This is a genomic window from Streptomyces hokutonensis (genome assembly GCF_042751305.1).
In the GTDB taxonomy this organism is placed as follows: Bacteria; Actinomycetota; Actinomycetes; order Streptomycetales; family Streptomycetaceae; genus Streptomyces; species Streptomyces hokutonensis_A.
The window spans coordinates 12887-30010 of record NZ_JBHYWD010000040.1; the positions used below are offsets into that span (position 1 = coordinate 12887).

General features: G+C 71.5%; 12 protein-coding genes. 7 read left to right on the forward strand and 5 right to left on the reverse strand.

Annotated elements, in window-relative coordinates; all coding sequences use genetic code 11:
• Positions 1 to 20 precede the first annotated feature (20 nt).
• The 3 genes from ACFXC1_RS49460 to ACFXC1_RS49470 all read right to left on the reverse strand — a co-directional run bounded on the left by ACFXC1_RS49460 (position 21) and on the right by ACFXC1_RS49470 (position 5719).
• Positions 21 to 1517 (reverse strand): DUF5719 family protein, encoded by a 1497-nt coding sequence (locus ACFXC1_RS49460; protein WP_381256579.1) that lies wholly within the window; start codon positions 1515 to 1517, stop codon positions 21 to 23.
• The gene (locus ACFXC1_RS49465) at positions 1514 to 5257 is read right to left on the reverse strand and encodes a glycosyltransferase family 2 protein (RefSeq protein ID WP_381256582.1); all 3744 of its coding nucleotides are present in this window, start codon (positions 5255 to 5257) and stop codon (positions 1514 to 1516) included. Before ACFXC1_RS49465 ends, ACFXC1_RS49460 begins: the two co-directional genes overlap by 4 nt.
• Before the next feature lie 198 nt (positions 5258 to 5455).
• Entirely contained in the window at positions 5456 to 5719 is a 264-nt protein-coding gene (locus tag ACFXC1_RS49470; RefSeq protein ID WP_003975777.1) for a WhiB family transcriptional regulator, read from the reverse strand.
• Between the two features lie 608 nt (positions 5720 to 6327).
• Here ACFXC1_RS49470 and ACFXC1_RS49475 point away from each other — a divergent pair.
• The 4 genes from ACFXC1_RS49475 (at position 6328) to ACFXC1_RS49490 (ending at position 10298) form a co-directional block, all read left to right on the forward strand.
• Complete coding sequence (locus tag ACFXC1_RS49475) at positions 6328 to 6837, forward strand: cysteine dioxygenase (RefSeq protein ID WP_381256584.1); 510 nt, start codon at positions 6328 to 6330, stop codon at positions 6835 to 6837.
• A 34-nt stretch (positions 6838 to 6871) separates the two neighbouring features.
• Complete coding sequence (gene cofD, locus ACFXC1_RS49480) at positions 6872 to 7831, forward strand: 2-phospho-L-lactate transferase (protein WP_026179079.1); 960 nt, start codon at positions 6872 to 6874, stop codon at positions 7829 to 7831.
• Complete coding sequence (locus tag ACFXC1_RS49485; protein WP_381256587.1) at positions 7828 to 9144, forward strand: coenzyme F420-0:L-glutamate ligase; 1317 nt, start codon at positions 7828 to 7830, stop codon at positions 9142 to 9144. The genes cofD and ACFXC1_RS49485 overlap by 4 nt, the downstream gene beginning before the upstream one ends.
• A gap of 152 nt (positions 9145 to 9296) precedes the next feature.
• Positions 9297 to 10298, forward strand: coding sequence for a DNA-3-methyladenine glycosylase family protein (locus ACFXC1_RS49490; protein WP_381256589.1), 1002 nt, complete (start codon positions 9297 to 9299; stop codon positions 10296 to 10298).
• Positions 10299 to 10364: 66 nt separating this feature from the next.
• Here ACFXC1_RS49490 and manB read toward each other — a convergent pair whose 3' ends face one another.
• Positions 10365 to 11447 carry a mannose-1-phosphate guanylyltransferase gene (gene manB / locus ACFXC1_RS49495; protein ID WP_381256592.1) on the reverse strand — a complete coding sequence of 361 codons (1083 nt, stop codon included), beginning with the start codon at positions 11445 to 11447 and terminating at the stop codon, positions 10365 to 10367.
• A gap of 93 nt (positions 11448 to 11540) precedes the next feature.
• Positions 11541 to 12863, reverse strand: coding sequence for a peptidoglycan recognition protein family protein (locus ACFXC1_RS49500; RefSeq protein ID WP_381256595.1), 1323 nt, complete (start codon positions 12861 to 12863; stop codon positions 11541 to 11543).
• A 128-nt stretch (positions 12864 to 12991) separates the two neighbouring features.
• Here ACFXC1_RS49500 and ACFXC1_RS49505 point away from each other — a divergent pair, with 128 nt between their 5' ends.
• The 3 genes from ACFXC1_RS49505 (at position 12992) to ACFXC1_RS49515 (ending at position 17042) form a co-directional block, all read left to right on the forward strand.
• The gene (locus ACFXC1_RS49505; RefSeq protein ID WP_381256598.1) at positions 12992 to 13729 is read left to right on the forward strand and encodes a TIGR03089 family protein; all 738 of its coding nucleotides are present in this window, start codon (positions 12992 to 12994) and stop codon (positions 13727 to 13729) included.
• Positions 13730 to 13916: 187 nt separating this feature from the next.
• On the forward strand, positions 13917 to 15110 hold the full coding sequence (locus ACFXC1_RS49510) for an LCP family protein (RefSeq protein WP_381256600.1): 1194 nt from the start codon (positions 13917 to 13919) through the stop codon (positions 15108 to 15110).
• Positions 15111 to 15317: 207 nt separating this feature from the next.
• Entirely contained in the window at positions 15318 to 17042 is a 1725-nt protein-coding gene (locus tag ACFXC1_RS49515; protein WP_381256603.1) for an LCP family protein, read from the forward strand.
• Positions 17043 to 17124 lie beyond the last annotated feature (82 nt).

Below are 17124 nucleotides of genomic sequence, written 5' to 3' on the forward strand. Positions count from 1 at the left end.
GCGCGTGGGGCCGCGGGCCGCTACTTCTTCTGGAGGACCGACAGGTCCTCGTCCGTCTGCGGCACCGACACCGTCCCCCGGTCGTCGGGCAGTGTCTGGATCGTGAAGCCCGGCACGCCCTCCTCGGTCGCCGAGAGGGTCCGGGCCGCGTACACCGGGCCGCCCGACTGCGGCTCGACGGTCAGCGCGTAGGTGCCCTTCAGGCCGCCGGGGACCGGGAGTTCGACGTCCTGTGTGGTGCCGGCCTTGATCGTGTACGTCTTGGAGACCGGCGTACCGCCGCCGCTGCCGGCGGACGCGGTGACCTTGACGGTCGCGGTGCGGGTGGGCGCCACCAGGGACAGCGTGGAGCCCTTGGAGCTGTTGTCGGCGGCCGTCGCGCGCGTGCCGACCGCGGTGGTCGCCGGAATGAACGCCGTCTCCTGCTTGCTGCCCTTGCCCCGTACGACCTTCAGCGCGGCGACGACCGGCACGGACTGGTCGGTCGGCGTCAGGACCAGGGAGCCCGGGTCGCCGCGGGTGACGTCACCGAGGTCGACGCCGACCGTCATGCCCGCCTTGACGTGCACGGTCTCGTGCCCGGCCGGCGTGATCATCCCGGTGGGCGAGGAGAGCCGCACCTTCAGGTCGGCGTCCGAGTCACCCGGCGTGAAGGCGATCAGCCGTACCGAGGTGGCGTCCTTCGGGATGCCCGGCATGACCAGGCTGCCCGCCGGGTCGGTGGACGCGGCCAGCCAGTCGCCGCCGAGCTTGGCGTCGAGGGCCTGCACGGCCGCGCCGACCCGGCCGCTGCGCACGACCACGTGCACGGTCAGGTCGGTCTCCTGGTCGTCGGTGAGCGTGGACAGCAGGATCGGCTCGTCGGCGTGCGGCTCGACCGTGATGCCCTCCCCCACCGTCGACTTGAGGTCGCCGTCCTTGCCGTAGAGGTCGATGTCGACGACGGCGGCGGAGTCGTCCGGGTTGGTGAGGTTCACGTAGTCGGTGCGGTCGGCGGAGCTGCTGGCGCCCGGGAACCAGAACTCGGTGTCCGGGGCGGTGCAGTTGACACCCTGGAGGCCGCGTCCGTTGCCCGCGGCGACCTCGGTGGTCTCCTGGACGGTCCAGCCGGGCGCGTACTTGCCCTCGGCGGTGCCGAGCAGCGCGGGCGAGTCGGCGCCGGAGCTGTCGCCCGTGGCCGGCGTGCCGGGGGCCTTGGGGGCCAGGACGGGCTTGGCGGCCTTCTTCTTGCCCTTGCTGCTCGCGCCGTCGCCCGACTGCGCGCCCGCGGCCTGGAGTTCGGCCTTGCCGCTGTCGTCCGTGCCCGTCGTGACGGGCGTGAAGGACGTGTACGAGGTGTCGGCGAGGTCGGAGGTGCTCGGCGCCGGGCAGAGCAGGCTGGTGCGCTCCACGGGCAGCTGGGCGGCCGCCTCGGCGGTGTGCGCGCCGGGCGCGGCCGGTGTCTTCAGCTCGGCGAACCCGGTGACGGCGGCGAGCGCGGCCACGCCGGCGAGGAAGGACAGGGTGGTGCGGTTCACTGCTGGCTCCCGTCGGGGCGCTCACTGCCGTGCGGATGCTGCTGGGCGGGGTCGTACGCCGGGTCGTAGGCGGGGTCGTAGTTCGGGTCGTAGCCCTGGCTCTGCCCCTGCCCCTGGTTCTGGTTCTGGTCGTAGCCCTGGTCGTACGCCGGGTCGTAGCCCGGTGCCGGGGGCTGGCCGCCGTACGCGTACGGGTCGTACTGGCCGCCCTGGTAGGGGTCCGCCTGGTACGACTGGTCGTAAGTGCCCGCCGGGTACTGCTCGTTGGCCTGGTACTGATCACCGCCGTAGGTGCCGTACTCGGCGCCCGCGTAGCTCGCGGCGTCCCACTCTCCGTAGGACTGCTGCTGCGGGATCGCGGCGGCGGCCTCCTCCTCCGCAGGAGGAGGTGTGGTGCCCGAGCCGAACGCGTCGAACTCCCCGGTGCTCGCGATGTCCGCCGCCTCGTCCGCCTGGTCGGCGGCCTCGGTCTCCGCCTGGGCGCGCAGGCGGCGGGCCCTGCGGCCCTCGCCCGCGACCGCCTCGGCCGGGATCAGCTCCTCCTCGGGGAGGTCGTCGTCGACGTCACGGCGGCGGCCCGGCAGGGCGAGCACGACGAGGACGAGGGCGAGCGCGCCCTGGGTCCACAGCCAGGCGGTGTGCCCGATCGGGTCGTCGTAGGTGACGTCCAACCTGCCGCCCGAGGACGGGAGTTGGAAGCCTTGTGCCCAGCCGTCGACCGTGGTGCGGGTGAGCGGCTTGCCGTCCAGGGTGGCCGTCCAGCCGGCGGTGGCCGAGTCGGCGAGGCGCAGGACGCGGCCGGTGGCGCCGGACGGGATCGTGGTGTGGATGTCTACGGGTCCCGCGGCGACCGGCTTCGGGGCGGCGGTCCCGGCGACGATCGCCGCGCGGGAGACCTGTGCGTTCACCCGCCACAGGGCGCTGCCGTCGGCCTGGCTGAGCCTGCTGAGGCCGGGGGTGGCGTCCAGGACGCGGCTGACCTCGCGGGGCGCGCCCTTGTGGACGAGGACGTAGCGCACGGCGAAGCCGCCGAGTTCGTCGGCCTGGTCGGCGCCGGAGCCGGCGACGAGGTTGGCGACGACCTTGTCGAGCCTGCTGTTCTCGCCGTCCGCCGCGGCGAACTCGCCGTCTCCCATGCGGGCGCCGGAGCCGCGCACCAGCATGTAGCCGACGTGGGCGGCGGAGTCGCTGTCGAGGACGAGGGTGCGGGCCTGGTCCTGGGTGTCGCTCTCCTCGGCGACGAACGCGGGCACCTGTGTCGGGTCGCGGCGCTCCAGGGGGCCGTCGGCGCCGCCGAGCATCCAGCCGGCGGCGACGAGCAGCGGTCCTGCGGCCGAGGCGAAGGCGATCAGGACGGCCACCGGCTGGCGCCAGCCGAAGCTCTGCTCGGCGACACGCGCGCGTGCCCCGTCGGCGCCGAGCGCGGCGGCGGCGAGGAGGGCGAGGCCGTAGACGAGGGTCGCCGGGCCGGCCCAGGTGGAGCTGTTGGACAGGACGGCGAAGACGAGGCCCACCAGGCCGACGCCCCAGGCTGCCCGGATGCCGAAGGTGCGCTCGCTGCGCAGCAGGGCGGCGAGGGCGGCCAGCACGATGCCGATGAGCATCAGGCCGTTGACCGTGCCGGGGCCGCCGGGGCTGGCGCCGAGCAGGTCGAGCGGGGACGCGGACCCGGAGCCGTACTCCAGGCCGGCCTGCTGGAAGAAGCCGAACGGGAGCAGCGTCAGCGACCAGGGCGCCAGGATCAGCAGCGGGGTGCCCAGCTGGGCCAGGAAGCGCAGGCCGTAGGCGGTGATGTCGCTCCTGCGCACGGCCAGCAGCGCGATGCCGAGGATCAGGGCGATGGGCCAGATGATCGGCGTGAAAGCGGTGGTGACCGTCAGGAGCAGGGCGTAGGCCCAGGTGGCGCGCCAGCTGCCGCGGGCGCCCGAGGAGTGCGTCAGACCGCTGGCGGCGATGCCCGCGCGGGCCGCCAGCGGGAGCAGCACGGCGAGTACGGCGGTGCCGATGCGGCCGCCCGCGAGGGCGCCGGTGGCGGCGGGCAGGAAGGCGTAGACGACGGCCGCCCAGGCGCGCAGCAGACGGGACTCGACGAGCGGGCGGGAGGCGAAGTAGGCGGTGAACCCGGCCAGCGGCACCGAGGCGACCAGCAGGACCGTGACCGCGAGGCCGGTCGAGCCGAACAGCAGCGAGGAGAGCATCGCGACGAACGCGAGGTACGGCGGCGCGGACGGGGTGCCGCCGGCGCCGACCGGGTGCCAGGAGTCCAGGAAGCGGGACCACAGTTCGCCGGAGTCGCCGGGCGCGGGCAGCATCGCGCCGCCCGTGAGCGCGCCGCTGCCGAGCAGGTCGCGGCAGGCGACGAGGGAGACGAGCAGCAGCACCAGGAACAGCACCGGGCCGGGCTTGCGCGCGATGCGCTTCACGCGCGCGAACTGCTCGATCTCCAGGAAGTCCGCGTCGTCGCCGCCGGGTCCGGACTCGACCGCGCCGCCGTGCCGGCCGGCCCCCGAGGTGATCTCGGGGTCGGAGGTGTCGACGAAGCTGGCGGCGGCCTGTTCGAAGGTGGCCCGCAGGGTCGCGCCGGGCGGCGGGAAGAGCGGCCGCAGCTCCGCCTTGTCGATCTGCGGGGTGCCGCGCCTGCGCCGCCCCGCGATGATCCGCTCGGGGCGCAGCAGGGTCCCCAGGAGACCGCGGATCTCGTCGAGGGCCTGTCCGGGGACCTTGCCGACGAGATAGCCGAGGGTGCGCAGCACGGTGCCGACGACGACCCTGACGAGGACCCAGGGCAGCACGGCCGTACGGCTGTTGACGAGCAGGGTGTAGACGGCGCCGGCCTTGTCGACCTTGTGCGGGGAGGCGACGGTGCGGCCCGCGCAGTCGACCGCGCGGCGCTCGCGGGAGGCCGCCTCGGCGTGCCGTACGACCGCCTCGGGGGCGACCAGGACGCGGTGGCCCGCGGCGGTGGCGCGCCAGCACAGGTCGACGTCGTCCCGCATCAGGGGCAGCCGGCGGTCGAAGCCGCCGAGTTCGTCGAAGACGTCGCGCCGGATCAGCATGCCGGCGGTGGACACGGACAGCACGGGCCGTACGTGGTCGTGCTGGCCCTGGTCCTGTTCGCGGCGGTCCAGGCCGGTCCAGCGGCGCCCGGAGTGGGCGATGGTGACGCCGACCTCCAGGAGCTGCCGGCGGTCGTACCAGCCGCGCAGCTTCGGCCCTACGACGGCCACGTCCTCGCGGCCGAGTTCGTACTCCTGGTCCACCACGCGCAGCAGTTGGGCCAGGGCGTCGGGCTCCGGGGCGGAGTCGTCGTGCAGCAGCCACAGCCACTGGACGGGCTCGCCGTGCGGGAGCTCCGGCATGTCGTAGGCGTCGTCGCGCCAGGTGCGCGTGACGGGGTCCCAGCCGCTGGGGCGCTTCAGGTACGGCAGGTCGTCCGGGGTCAGCACAGGGGCGGTGCGGTTGGCCTCCTCGACGGCCTGGCCGAAGCCGGTGCGGCGGGCGAGGTGCAGCACGCGGTCGGCGCCGAGGGTGTCGGTGACCAACTGGGCGGAGTCGTCCGCGCTGCCGGTGTCGGCGGCCATGACGCTCTGCACGGGGCGTTCCTGGCCGAGCAGCCCGGCGAGCGCGTCGGGCAGCCAGCGGGCGCCGTCGTGGGAGACGAGCACCGCGGTGACTACGTGACGCGGGAACTCAGGAGTGGCAGCGTCGTGTTGGGCTGCCGTGTGGCTGTGCACGGACATCGAGGTACGGGCCCCGGTTCGATGGACTGCGGTGGACGCATGCGTCCCGAGGGGACTGCGGTACGTCTCGGACGAGCGCCCACACTATCGGCTGGGCACAGCGACGGCCCGCCGCCTGTGGATAACCCAGTCGCGACGGGCCGTTCAGTAGGTCCCGAGGTAGGTCCCGAGGTATGTCCCGAGGTGTGCCGTGCGGTTTCAGACGGCGGCCTTCTTCAGCCGGCGGCGTTCGCGCTCGGACAGGCCGCCCCAGATGCCGAAGCGTTCGTCGTTGGCGAGGGCGTATTCGAGGCACTCGGAGCGGACCTCGCAGGCGAGGCAGACCTTCTTGGCCTCGCGGGTGGAGCCGCCCTTCTCGGGAAAGAAGGACTCGGGGTCGGTCTGGGCGCACAGCGCGCGCTCCTGCCAGCCGAGTTCCTCGTCCGCGTCGTCGACCAGCAGTTGCTGCACCAGCTCGGTCATGTGCGCCCCTCGTCTGTCTTTCGCGTCCCCGTGATGTAGCCGTTACCGATGTCGGCTGAACGACACGAGTGAAATTACAAGTGTGCTGCTCCGGGCGAGTCAAGCCGAGATCTGCTATTGGGCCCCTTATTCACTCTGCGGAACCAAGGCCTAGCGGAAAGTGTTCAAATCGGCATAAACCTTGACAGGCAGCGGAGACCCTCGTGGGCCTCCTACCCCGAGACAGGGCCTGTACGGGGGAGGACGCTCAGGAGTTCGATCTCGTTCCACGGGGTTTGTGCGCCCGGTTGTGCGCCATGTGTCCCGATAGCCTCCTGAACAAACCTTTCACCTCTCAGATGAACCGGATGAGGTGAAACATGTCCCACATACCGGGCGTCGAGTTGACAGTGCGGGTGTGAACCGATGTTCTTGTGGGCATGCTCGCGAACTTGGCACTCACCTCGACCCGCTCCGCCGGGTCCCTCGGTGCTGCCCACGCTCGCTGCAGCTGTTGTTGCTGTTCCGGCTGTTGAGCCCTACGCGCTCCGGCCCCACTTGCTTGCTCTTCTTTTGGTGACACCCATCCCCCGCCGTTACTTCTTACGCCGAGGAACCACCACACCCCCATGAACAGCGACAGCGACCTCCAGATCGCCGGCGACATCCTCGAAGTCCCGCACCTCCTCCAGGCCCGGCGCGAACACCCGGCCACGGTGGCCGAGTTCGTCGGCCTGGCGCGCTCGATCGCCGCCGACCGCGCCCAGTGGGAACACCTCGTCGAGTACGACGCGACGACCCGCTGGTACCACCGGCTGAGCACCGGCCCCGGCTACGAGGTGTGGCTGCTGTCCTGGGTGCCCGGACAGGGCAGCGGACTGCACGACCACGGCCCCTCCTCCGGTGTGCTGACCGTCCTGGACGGCACGCTGACCGAGCGCACCGAGCGGGGCACGCGCGCGCTGGGGGCGGGCGCGCAGCGGGTGTTCGCGCCGGGGTACGTCCACGAGGTCGTCAACGACACCCTCGAACCGGCCATAAGCCTGCACGTCTACTTCCCCGGCCTCACCGAGATGCCGATGCACACCGCCTGCGCGCGCCGCACCGGGTCCGAGACCGTCGATGCCGTGACTGCCTGACGCGTTGTCGTACCCGCCTGCAAGACTTGTGCCCATGCGCATTGTGGTTCTTGCAGGAGGTATCGGTGGTGCCCGGTTCCTGCGCGGTCTTCAGCAGGCCGTGCCGGACGCGGACATCACGGTGATCGGCAACACGGGGGACGACATCCACCTCTTCGGGCTGAAGGTCTGCCCGGACCTCGACACGGTGATGTACACGCTCGGCGGCGGCATCAACGAGGAGCAGGGCTGGGGCCGTGCCGACGAGACCTTCCACCTCAAGGAGGAGCTCGGGGCGTACGGGGTCGGGCCGGAGTGGTTCGGGCTCGGCGACCGGGACTTCGCCACGCACATCGTGCGGACGCAGATGATCGGCGCCGGGTATCCGCTGAGCGCGGTCACCGAGGCGCTGTGCGACCGCTGGCAGCCGGGGGTGCGGCTGATCCCCATGACGGACGACCGCGTCGAGACGCATGTCGCCGTCGAGCTGGACGGCGAGCGCAAGGTGATCCACTTCCAGGAGTACTGGGTACGGCTGCGCGCTTCGGTCGCCGCCGAGGCCGTCGTACCGGTCGGGGCCGAGCAGGCCAAGCCCGCGCCCGGCGTCCTGGAGGCGATCGCGGAGGCGGACGTCATCCTCTTCCCGCCGTCCAACCCGATCGTGTCCGTCGGCACCATCCTTGCCGTGCCCGGCATCCGGGAGGCGATCGCCGAGGCCGGGGTGCCCGTGGTCGGCCTCTCCCCCATCGTCGGGGACGCGCCCGTGCGCGGGATGGCCGACAAGGTGCTCGCGGCGGTGGGCGTGGAGTCCACGGCGACCGCGGTGGCCGAGCACTACGGCTCGGGGCTGCTCGACGGCTGGCTCGTCGACACCGTGGACGCCGCCTCCGTACCGGACGTCGAGGCGGCCGGGATCCGCTGCCGGGCCGTACCGCTGATGATGACCGACACCGAGGCGACCGCGCGGATGGCGCGGGAGGCGCTGGCGCTCGCGGAGGAGGTGCGCGCCGCATGAGCGAGGTACCGCCCGTGGAGGGATACCGGGTCTGGGCCGTGCCCGGGATGCCGGAGGTCGCGGCCGGGGACGACCTCGCCAAGCTGATCGCCGCCGCCGAGCCCGGGCTCGTCGACGGGGACGTGCTCCTCGTCACCTCGAAGATCGTGTCCAAGGCGGAGGGGCGGATCGTCGAGGCGGCCGACCGGGAGGCCGCGATCGACGCCGAGACCGTACGGGTCGTGGCGCGGCGCGGTCCCCTGCGGATCGTGGAGAACCGGCAGGGGCTGATCATGGCCGCCGCCGGGGTCGACGCCTCCAACACCCCTGCCGGGACAGTGCTGTTGCTGCCCGAGGACCCGGACGCGTCCGCGCGCGCGATCCGCGACGGGCTGCGGGACTCGCTCGGCGTCCACGTGGGGGTCGTCGTCACCGACACCTTCGGGCGGCCCTGGCGCACGGGGCTCACGGATGTGGCGATCGGCGCCGCGGGCGTACACGTACTGGACGATCTGCGCGGAGGCACGGATGCCTACGGCAATCCGCTCAGCGCGACGGTCGTGGCGACGGCGGACGAGCTGGCCGCCGCCGGTGATCTGGTGAAGGGCAAGGCCGCGGGGCTGCCGGTCGCCGTGGTGCGGGGGCTGCCGCACGTCGTGACCTCCGAGGGCGACGGGGCGGGGGCGCGGGCCATGGTGCGGGGCGGGCGCGACGACATGTTCCGGCTGGGGACGTCGGAGGCGGTACGCGAAGCGGTGACCCAGCGTCGTACCGTGCGGGCCTTCACCGATGAGCCGGTCGACCCCGGTGCGGTACGGCGGGCCGTGGCCGCGGCGGTGACCGCGCCGGCGCCGCATCACACGACGCCGTGGCGGTTCGTGCTGCTGGAGTCGGCCGAGTCTCGGACGCGGTTGCTGGACGCGATGCGGGACGCGTGGGTCGCGGATCTGCGGCGGGACGGGAAGTCCGAGGAGTCCATCGCGAAGCGGGTGCGGCGCGGGGACGTGTTGCGCGGGGCGCCGTATCTCGTGGTGCCGTGTCTCGTCATGGACGGGTCCCACACGTACGGGGACGCGCGGCGGGACGGGGCCGAGCGGGAGATGTTCGTGGTGGCCGCGGGGGCGGGGGTGCAGAACTTCCTGGTGGCGCTTGCCGGGGAGCGGTTGGGGTCGGCGTGGGTGTCTTCGACGATGTTCTGCCGGGATGTCGTGCGGGAGGTGTTGGGGCTGCCGGAGGGGTGGGATCCGATGGGGGCGGTGGCTGTGGGGCATGCGGCGGGTGAGCCCCCGGCTCGGGCTGAGCGGGATGCGTTGGCTTTTGTCGAGGTGCGGTGAATCGCCGCGGGGGCTCGTCCCGGTTGCGGGGCGGGTCGTTTGTTGCTGAGCACGCCCACGCGGCGGAGCCGCATATCGATACAGTCCCGCGCCCCTGTAGGTCTAGGCTCGTCAGACTCTTCAGGTAACTCACCTCACCCCTGGATCTCACCGTGGCCGGACGTTTCGCTCCTCGGCCCACTCGTACGACCGTGCGGGGTGGGCATGTCGCCGTACCCGGCGGTGTACCTCGGCAGGTTGCTGCCCCTGGGCGGGTGCGGAGGTGGGTGCCGGAGTGGCCGCTCGATCTCGGGCTGGTGCTAGGGCCGTTGCGGCGGGGGCCCGGGGATCCGACGTTTCGGGTGGACGCGGACGGGTCGGTGTGGCGGGCCAGTCTCACGCCGGTCGGGCCGGGGACCCTGCGGGTGGCCGCGCACGGGGGTGAGGTGCGCGGGGAGGCCTGGGGGCCGGGGGGCGAGTGGCTGTTGGAGCGGTTGCCGGAGATGCTCGGGGCCGCCGACGACCCGGACGCGTTCGTGCCTCGGCATCGGCTGGTCGCTGTTGCTCAGCATCGGCGGCCGGGGTTGCGGCTGACGCGGACCGGGCTGGTGCTGGAGTCGTTGATTCCGTCGGTGCTGGAGCAGAAGGTGACGACCGACGAGGCGTATCGGGCCTGGCGGTCGCTGGTGCGGAAGTTCGGATCGCCGGCACCGGGGCCCGTCGGCGGGCGGATGTGGGTGATGCCGGCGCCGCGCGCGTGGGCGTTGATTCCGTCCTGGGAGTGGCACCGGGCCGGGGTCGACGACAAGCGGGCGTCGACGATCCTGCGTGTCGTACGGGTCGCCGCGCGGCTGGAGCAGGCGGTGTCGATGCCGGCGGAGGAGGCGCGGGCCCGGCTGGAGGTCGTACCGGGGGTGGGGCCGTGGACGTCCGCGGAGACCGTGCAGCGGAGTCATGGGGCGGCGGACGCGGTGACTGTGGGGGATCTGCATCTGCCGGGGATCGTGGGGTGGGCGCTGGCCGGGGACCGGGACGCGGACGACGCGGTGATGTTGTCGTTGCTGGAGCCGTATGCGGGGCAGCGGCATCGGGCGGCGCGGTTGATTCTGCTGAGCGGGCGGACTCCGGCGCGACGGGCGCCGAAGATGCCTCGCGGGGACATCGGGAAGTTGTGAGCGTGCGGGTGGGTGGGGGTCCGGGGGCTCAGCCCCTGGAAGGGCGCCCCTCCCCACCCGCACGAACTACTGATCGGAAGAGAACCGCACCGCCCCCGCCGGAATCCGTGCGTCGCACCACACGCGCATGCCGTCGCGGAGTTCGTTGTCGGCGCCGATGATCGCGCCGTCGCCGATGACCGTGCCGGTGAGGACGGAGCGTTCGCCGACGACGGCTCGGGTGCCGATGAGGGAGTCGGTGATGACGGCGCCGGGTTCGATGACGGCGCCGGGGAGGATCGTCGAGCCGAAGACCCGCGCGCCCTCCGCGACGAACGCGCCCTCGCCCACCACCGTGCCGCCGGTCAGCTTGGCGTCGGGGGCGACGCGGGCCGTGGGGAGGACGAGGCGGTCGCCGCAGCGGCCGGGGATCGCGGGGGACGGGGCGCGGCCCAGGACCAGGTCCGCCGAGCCTCGGACGAAGGCCGCGGGAGTGCCCAGGTCCAGCCAGTACGTCGAGTCCACCAGGCCCTGGAGGTGGGCGCCGGCGGCGAGGAGGTCGGGGAACGTCTCGCGTTCCACGGACACCGGGCGGCCCGCCGGGATCGTGTCGATGACCGAGCGGCGGAAGACGTACGCCCCCGCGTTGATCTGGTCGGTGACGATCTCCTCGGGGGTCTGGGGCTTCTCCAGGAAGGCCAGGACTCGGCCGGTGTCGTCCGTCGGGACCAGGCCGTAGGCACGCGGGTCCGTCACCTTCGTGAGGTGGAGGGAGACGTCCGCGCCGGTCGCCTCGTGGGTGTCCACGAGCGCCCTGATGTTCAGGCCGGTCAGGATGTCGCCGTTGAAGATCAGGACCGGGTCGTCGGGGGCCGAGTGGAGGCGCGAGGCCACGTTGCGGATCGCGCCGCCCGTGCCGAGGGGCACGTCCTCCGTGACGTACTCGATGTGGAGGCCGAGGGCCGAACCGTCACCGAAGTGCGGTTCGAACACCTCCGCCAGATAGGAAGTGGCCAGGACGATGTGTTCCACGCCCGCCGCTCTCGCCCGCGCCAGCTGATGCGTGAGGAACGGCACCCCCGCCGCCCTGACCATCGGCTTCGGGGTGTGCACCGTGAGGGGGCGCAGCCGGGTGCCCTTGCCGCCGACCAGGAGGATCGCTTCTGTCACCTGTCGTCTCTGCTTCCTGCCGGGACCGGCCGAACTGTCCGTTTCGGCCGGCCAGTCTATGCAGAACCCCGGTTCCCCTCCCGGTCCGCTCCCTCAGCGGCCCTGGAACCGGGCCGACGTGGAACGGGCCGAGCCGAGCTTGCCGTAGAGCTGCCGTCCTGGGCACTCCGTGGCGAAACCGTCCCGATGGCCGGAGATCGCGTTGAGTCGTACGTTCTTTCCTTTTCGGTAGAGATTGCCACCAGCGGACTTCAGGTATGTCTTGCCGCGCGGATTGACTCCGTAGAGCCCGAGCTTCCACGCGGCGAGGCGGGCGATGGCCGTCACTGCCGCCGAGGACGGTTTGGCGGTGCCGAAGGTTCCGAGGACGGCGATCCCCATGCTGTTCGTGTTGAAACCGAGGGTGTGCGCGCCCAGGACCGGCTTCGCCACTCCCCCGGCGCGCCCCTCGTAGATGTTTCCGCACTTGTCCACGAGGAAGTTGTAGCCGATGTCGCGCCAGCCACTGCTCTCGACGTGGTAGCGGTAGATACCACGAATGACTGAAGAGGCTTGCGAGCAGCTGTAGTTGTTGCCGGAGGCGGTGTGGTGCACGAAGACCGCCTTGACCTTCTTCGTGTACACGAACCCCTTCTCCCGCAGCTTCTCGTCGGCGCCCCAGCCGCGCCGGGTGATGATGCGCGGGCGCGGCCCGATGTACGGCTGGGACCGGCCGTACATCGCGACCGCCTCCCGCTCGGTGGCCGCCCGGCTCAGCGCCGGGAGCTCGGCGGCGGCGAGGGGCAGCACGGCGGCGCGGCGGGCGGTCGGGCGGGCGCCCGCGGGCGGGGGTTCGGCGCCCGGGTCCACGAGTTCCAGGTGCAGGCCGGTGGGGAGCGCGGACGCCTGGGGTTCCACGGCCCGTGTCGTGGCGCGGTCCGCTCTTACGCGTACGTCCACCGCGTCCGAGTCGCCCACCCACAGCGGGGCCGTGGAGCCGTGGACGTGGCCCGAGTCGCGTTCGGCGGTGCCGGGGTCGGCGCCGTGGTCCTCGTTGCGGGTGTCGACGTCCTGCCAGCCGGACCACTCACCGGTGCCGGTGGCCCGGGTGCGGACCTGGACCCGGCCGCGCAGTTCGGTGTCCGGGTCGGTCCAGGTGACGCCGACGAGGGAGAAGCGGTGGACGTCGTCCCGGGTCAGGCCCTGTTCGGGGGCCGCGCCCAGGGTGCGGTCGCGGGTGGTGGGGGCGAGGGGCAGCGACTGGGTGCTGCCGGGCAGGTCCGGTTCGGCGGCGGTCGGCGCGGATCTCGCGCCGCTCGTCGGCTGTACCGCCCGAGCCGGAGCCTTGGTCGGCGCGGCCGCTGCGGGCAGGGTGAGCGGGAGGGCCAGTGCGGCGGCGCAGGTGACGCCGATCGAGGAAGCAAGAAATCCACGCATGCCCCTGATCCTGAACATAGTCATACATATCTGTCTATTTGGGATCTGACGGACCGTCGGCTGCCGTTCGCCCGAACCGGTGGTCCCGCGCTCCGCGCACGGTCGCGCGCCCGCGTACGCTTTCGCGGGTGAACGCCACCGATCGCACCCCTGCCGACCTGCTGCGTTCCGCGCTCGCCGCGGATCCCGGCCGCCCCCTGGTGACCTTCTACGACGACGCCACGGGGGAACGTGTCGAATTGTCCGTGGCCACCTTCGCCAATTGGGTGGCCAAGACCGCGAATCTCCTTCAGGGGGATCTCGGTGCCGGGCCCGGTGATCGGGTCGCGTTGTTGCTGCCGGCGCACTGGCAGACGGCGGTGTGGTTGCTGGCCTGTTCGTCGGTGGGGGCTGTCGCGGACGTGGGCGGGGATCCTGCGGCGGCCGACGTGGTGGTCAGTGGGCCCGACTCGTTGGACGCGGCTCGGGCTTGTCGTGGGGAGCGGGTCGCTCTTGCGTTGCGGCCTCTTGGGGGGCGGTTTCCGCAGACTCCGGCCGGGTTTGCCGACTATGCGGTCGAGGTGCCGAGTCAGGGGGATCGGTTCGTCGCGTTCTCGGCGGTCGATGCCGAGGAGCCCGCGCTGGTCGTGGGTGGGGTCGAGTTGACGGGCGCGCAGGTTGTCGAGCGGGCTCGGGCCGATGGGGAGGTGGGGGCCCGGGTGTTGTCGGGGCTGCCGTACGACACGTGGGACGGGCTGAGCGCGGGGTTGTACGGGCCGCTCGCCTCTGGGGGGTCCGTGGTGTTGTGCCGGAATCTCGATCAGCTGGGTGAGGAGTCCTTGGCCAAGCGCGTTGAGAGTGAGCGGGTGACCGTTACGCGCCTCTGAAGGGGGTAGCGGGGGTCGTACGGCGGGTGGGGGTCCGTTGTGGCCGGTCGCGCAGTTCCCCGCGCCCCCAGGTGCATCCAGTCACCCGGATGGGCCAGTAACGCCCGCCTCCCCCACCCCATCCACGCCATGGTCGTAGAAGCAGAACCACGCACTCCCGCGACGGCCATGAGGGGTGGAACCGCACGTGTTCGACGACACCGCAGGACGGGTTCTCGGGCCGGGTGCGGGGGCTTCCGCGTCCGGGGCGGGGCTGATACGGCGGCGGCGTCGGCGGTGGGTGCGCGGGGTGGGGGTCGGGGTCGGGGTGGTCGTTCTCGGGGCCGTGGGGGCCGGGTGGGCCGTCTACGTGAAGCTCGACGGGAACATCACGCCGGACAACGCCGCCGCGGCCGAGCTCGCCCGGTACGAGAAGGAGCGGCCGACCGCCCTCGTGAAGGGGGCGCAGAACATTCTGCTCATCGGGTCCGACTCGCGGTCCGGGGACGGGAACGCGGAGTACGGGCGGGACTCGGGGACCGAGCGGTCGGACACGACGATCCTGTTGCATCTGGCGGCCGACCGGCGCAGCGCCACGGCGGTGTCGTTGCCGCGGGATCTGATGGTGGACGTGCCGGGGTGTCTGCGGCCGGACGGGACGCGGACCGAGCCGATGTTCGCGATGTTCAACTACGCGTTCCAGGTGGGGGGTTCGGGGTGCACGATCCGGACCGTGGAGAAGCTGACGAACGTGCGGATCGACCATCACATGGTGGTGGACTTCCATGGGTTCAAGGACATGGTCGATGCCGTGGACGGGGTGGAGGTCTGTCTCAAGGCTCCTATTCGTGACAAGGCCGCCAGGTTGAGACTGCCGGCGGGGCGGGTCACGCTCGACGGGGAGCAGGCGCTGGGGTACGTGCGGGCGCGGAAGTCGCTGGGGAACGGCAGTGACACCGACCGGATGGACCGTCAGCAGCGATTCCTGGGCGCGCTCGTCAACAAGGTGCAGAGCGACGATGTGCTGTTCAATCCGGCGAAGTTGTATCCGGTGCTGGACGCGGCCACCTCGTCGCTGACGACCGATCCGGATCTCGCGAGTCTGCGCGGTCTGTACGAACTGGTGCGCGGCGTACGGGACATCCCCACCGAACATGTGCAATTCCTTACCGTTCCACGGGAGTCGTACATCTACAACGCGAATCGCGACCAACTCGTGGAGCCCGAGGCCGAAAAGCTGTTCGCCCGGATTCGCACGGACGCGACGGTCGCGGTGGCCGGGGAAGTTCCCGAAGTTCCACGGGATTCCGGTGCAAACACCCTTATTCCGGCGGCCGGTTCGGGGGCCACGCCCGCGCCGACATTTCGCGGGAACACCGCCGCCGAAGACGGCTGCGGGTAAAGCGCGCACCAAGTCGACGAACTTTTGTTCCGAAAAATAGGGCGGATTGACCGGTTGTAGGGACGTGGAATTTGTCACCGCCGTCACTTGACGCTCAACTGGCCGGATAGTGTGAGCGATCCGGTGTGCTTGCGCATCGGATGAACGAGACCCGAGCGCCTGCAGGGGGAAGGCGCCGCGTGGCCCCGACGGAGGATTCGGTAAACCGTGGACGCGCAAGGCCGTGGGCGGGCGGACAACATCGACCCCGCAGACCAGTGGGTACTCAATCCGAACACTGGTGAATACGAACTGCGACTGACTCCTTCCACACCGCAGTCAGCGGTGCCGGGGCCCCGTAGAGCCACTGTGCGCAACAGCACGGTGGCTCCGGAGCGGGAGACGGTCCCGAAGAGCCCCGGGCGTGAGGTGCCGGCGCCGCGCAGACGGCGGGGCGCGCCCGAGGAACCACCCGCCCGGCGCGGTCGCCGGCCGGTGAAGAAGAAGGCCAAGGGCAAGAAGATCCTGATGTGGACCGGCGGCGGTCTGGCCTTCGTGCTGGTCGCCGTCTCGGCGGCCGGATACCTCTACATCAAGCACCTCAACGACAACATCACGGCCGTCTCCGACGACGGCGCGAGCACCGGCGGCTTCAGCAAGGGCAAGGCCATCAACCTGCTGGTGATCGGCACCGACAAGCGCACGGGCGCGGGCAACGAGGGCTACGGCGACGCCGGCAGCGTCGGCCACGCGGACACCACGATCCTGCTGCACGTGTCCAAGGACCGCTCGAACGCGACCGCGCTGAGCATCCCCCGTGACCTGATCACCGACGTCCCGGACTGCCAGACGGCCCAGTCGGACGGCACGTCCAAGGTCATCCCGGGCTCGACGGGCGTCCGCTTCAACACCAGCCTCGGCCAGGACGGCCGTACGGCGAGCTGCACGGTGCGGACGGTCACCGAGCTGACCGGGATCCAGCCCGACGACTTCATGGTGGCCGACTTCAACGCCGTGAAGACGCTGACGGACGCGGTCGGCGGGGTCGAGGTCTGTCTCGCGAAGAACATCGACGACTCGGACTCGCACCTGAAGCTGTCCAAGGGCACGCACAATCTCACGGGCGAGCAGGCGCTGGCCTTCGTGCGGACCCGGCACTCGGTGGGCTTCGGCGGTGACCTGAGCCGGATCACGCTCCAGCAGCAGTTCCTCAGCGCGCTGATGCGGAAGCTGAAGTCCAACTCCACGCTCACCAGCCCCTCGAAGATGCTGAAGCTGGCCGAGGCCGGCACCAAGGCCCTGACCGTCGACGAGAACCTCGACTCCATCGGCAAGCTGAAGGACCTCGGTCTCGAACTGGGCAAGCTCAACCCGAAGAACCTCACCTTCACCACCGTGCCGGTCGTCGACAACCCGGCGGAGAAGACCCCGGTGACGGTCGTCCTCAACAACACGACCGCCCCGCAGGTGTTCTCCCTCATCAAGAGCGACACCTCCTTCACCGCGGTCAAGCAGAAGGCCGCGAAGGAGAAGGCCGCCGTGGCCGCCCGGCTCAAGGGCACCAAGTCCGCCGCCTCCGCGGTGCGGGTGCGGATCCTCAACGGAGGGGCCGTCGCCGGCAGCGCACAGGAAACTCTTACGTGGCTGCAGAATGATGAGGGCGTCCTCAAGTCCGAGAACGCGGGCAACGCTCCGGCGGCGCTCGCGAAGACGACTCTTGAGTACGCACCCGACCAGGCGGACCAGGCTCGACGGCTCGCCGCCATCATGGGCCTCTCCGGGTCCGCGATGAAGCCGGGCAAGAGTGTGCAGAACTCCCAGGGACTCCCGGCGATGACGCTGACCCTGGGCAAGGACTTCAAGGGAGCCGGCGTCCCGCTCACCTCGACCGCGGGGTCGACGCCGGAGGGGGTCCAGAAGTCCACGGCGGACAAGGTTGAGTGCGCCAAGTAAGTGACCACACGGGTCCGTTCCGCGTCTAACAGGGCGCGGGGCGGACCCGTGCGTCAGGGGCGCGGCGTGGGAGGGGTGGGGA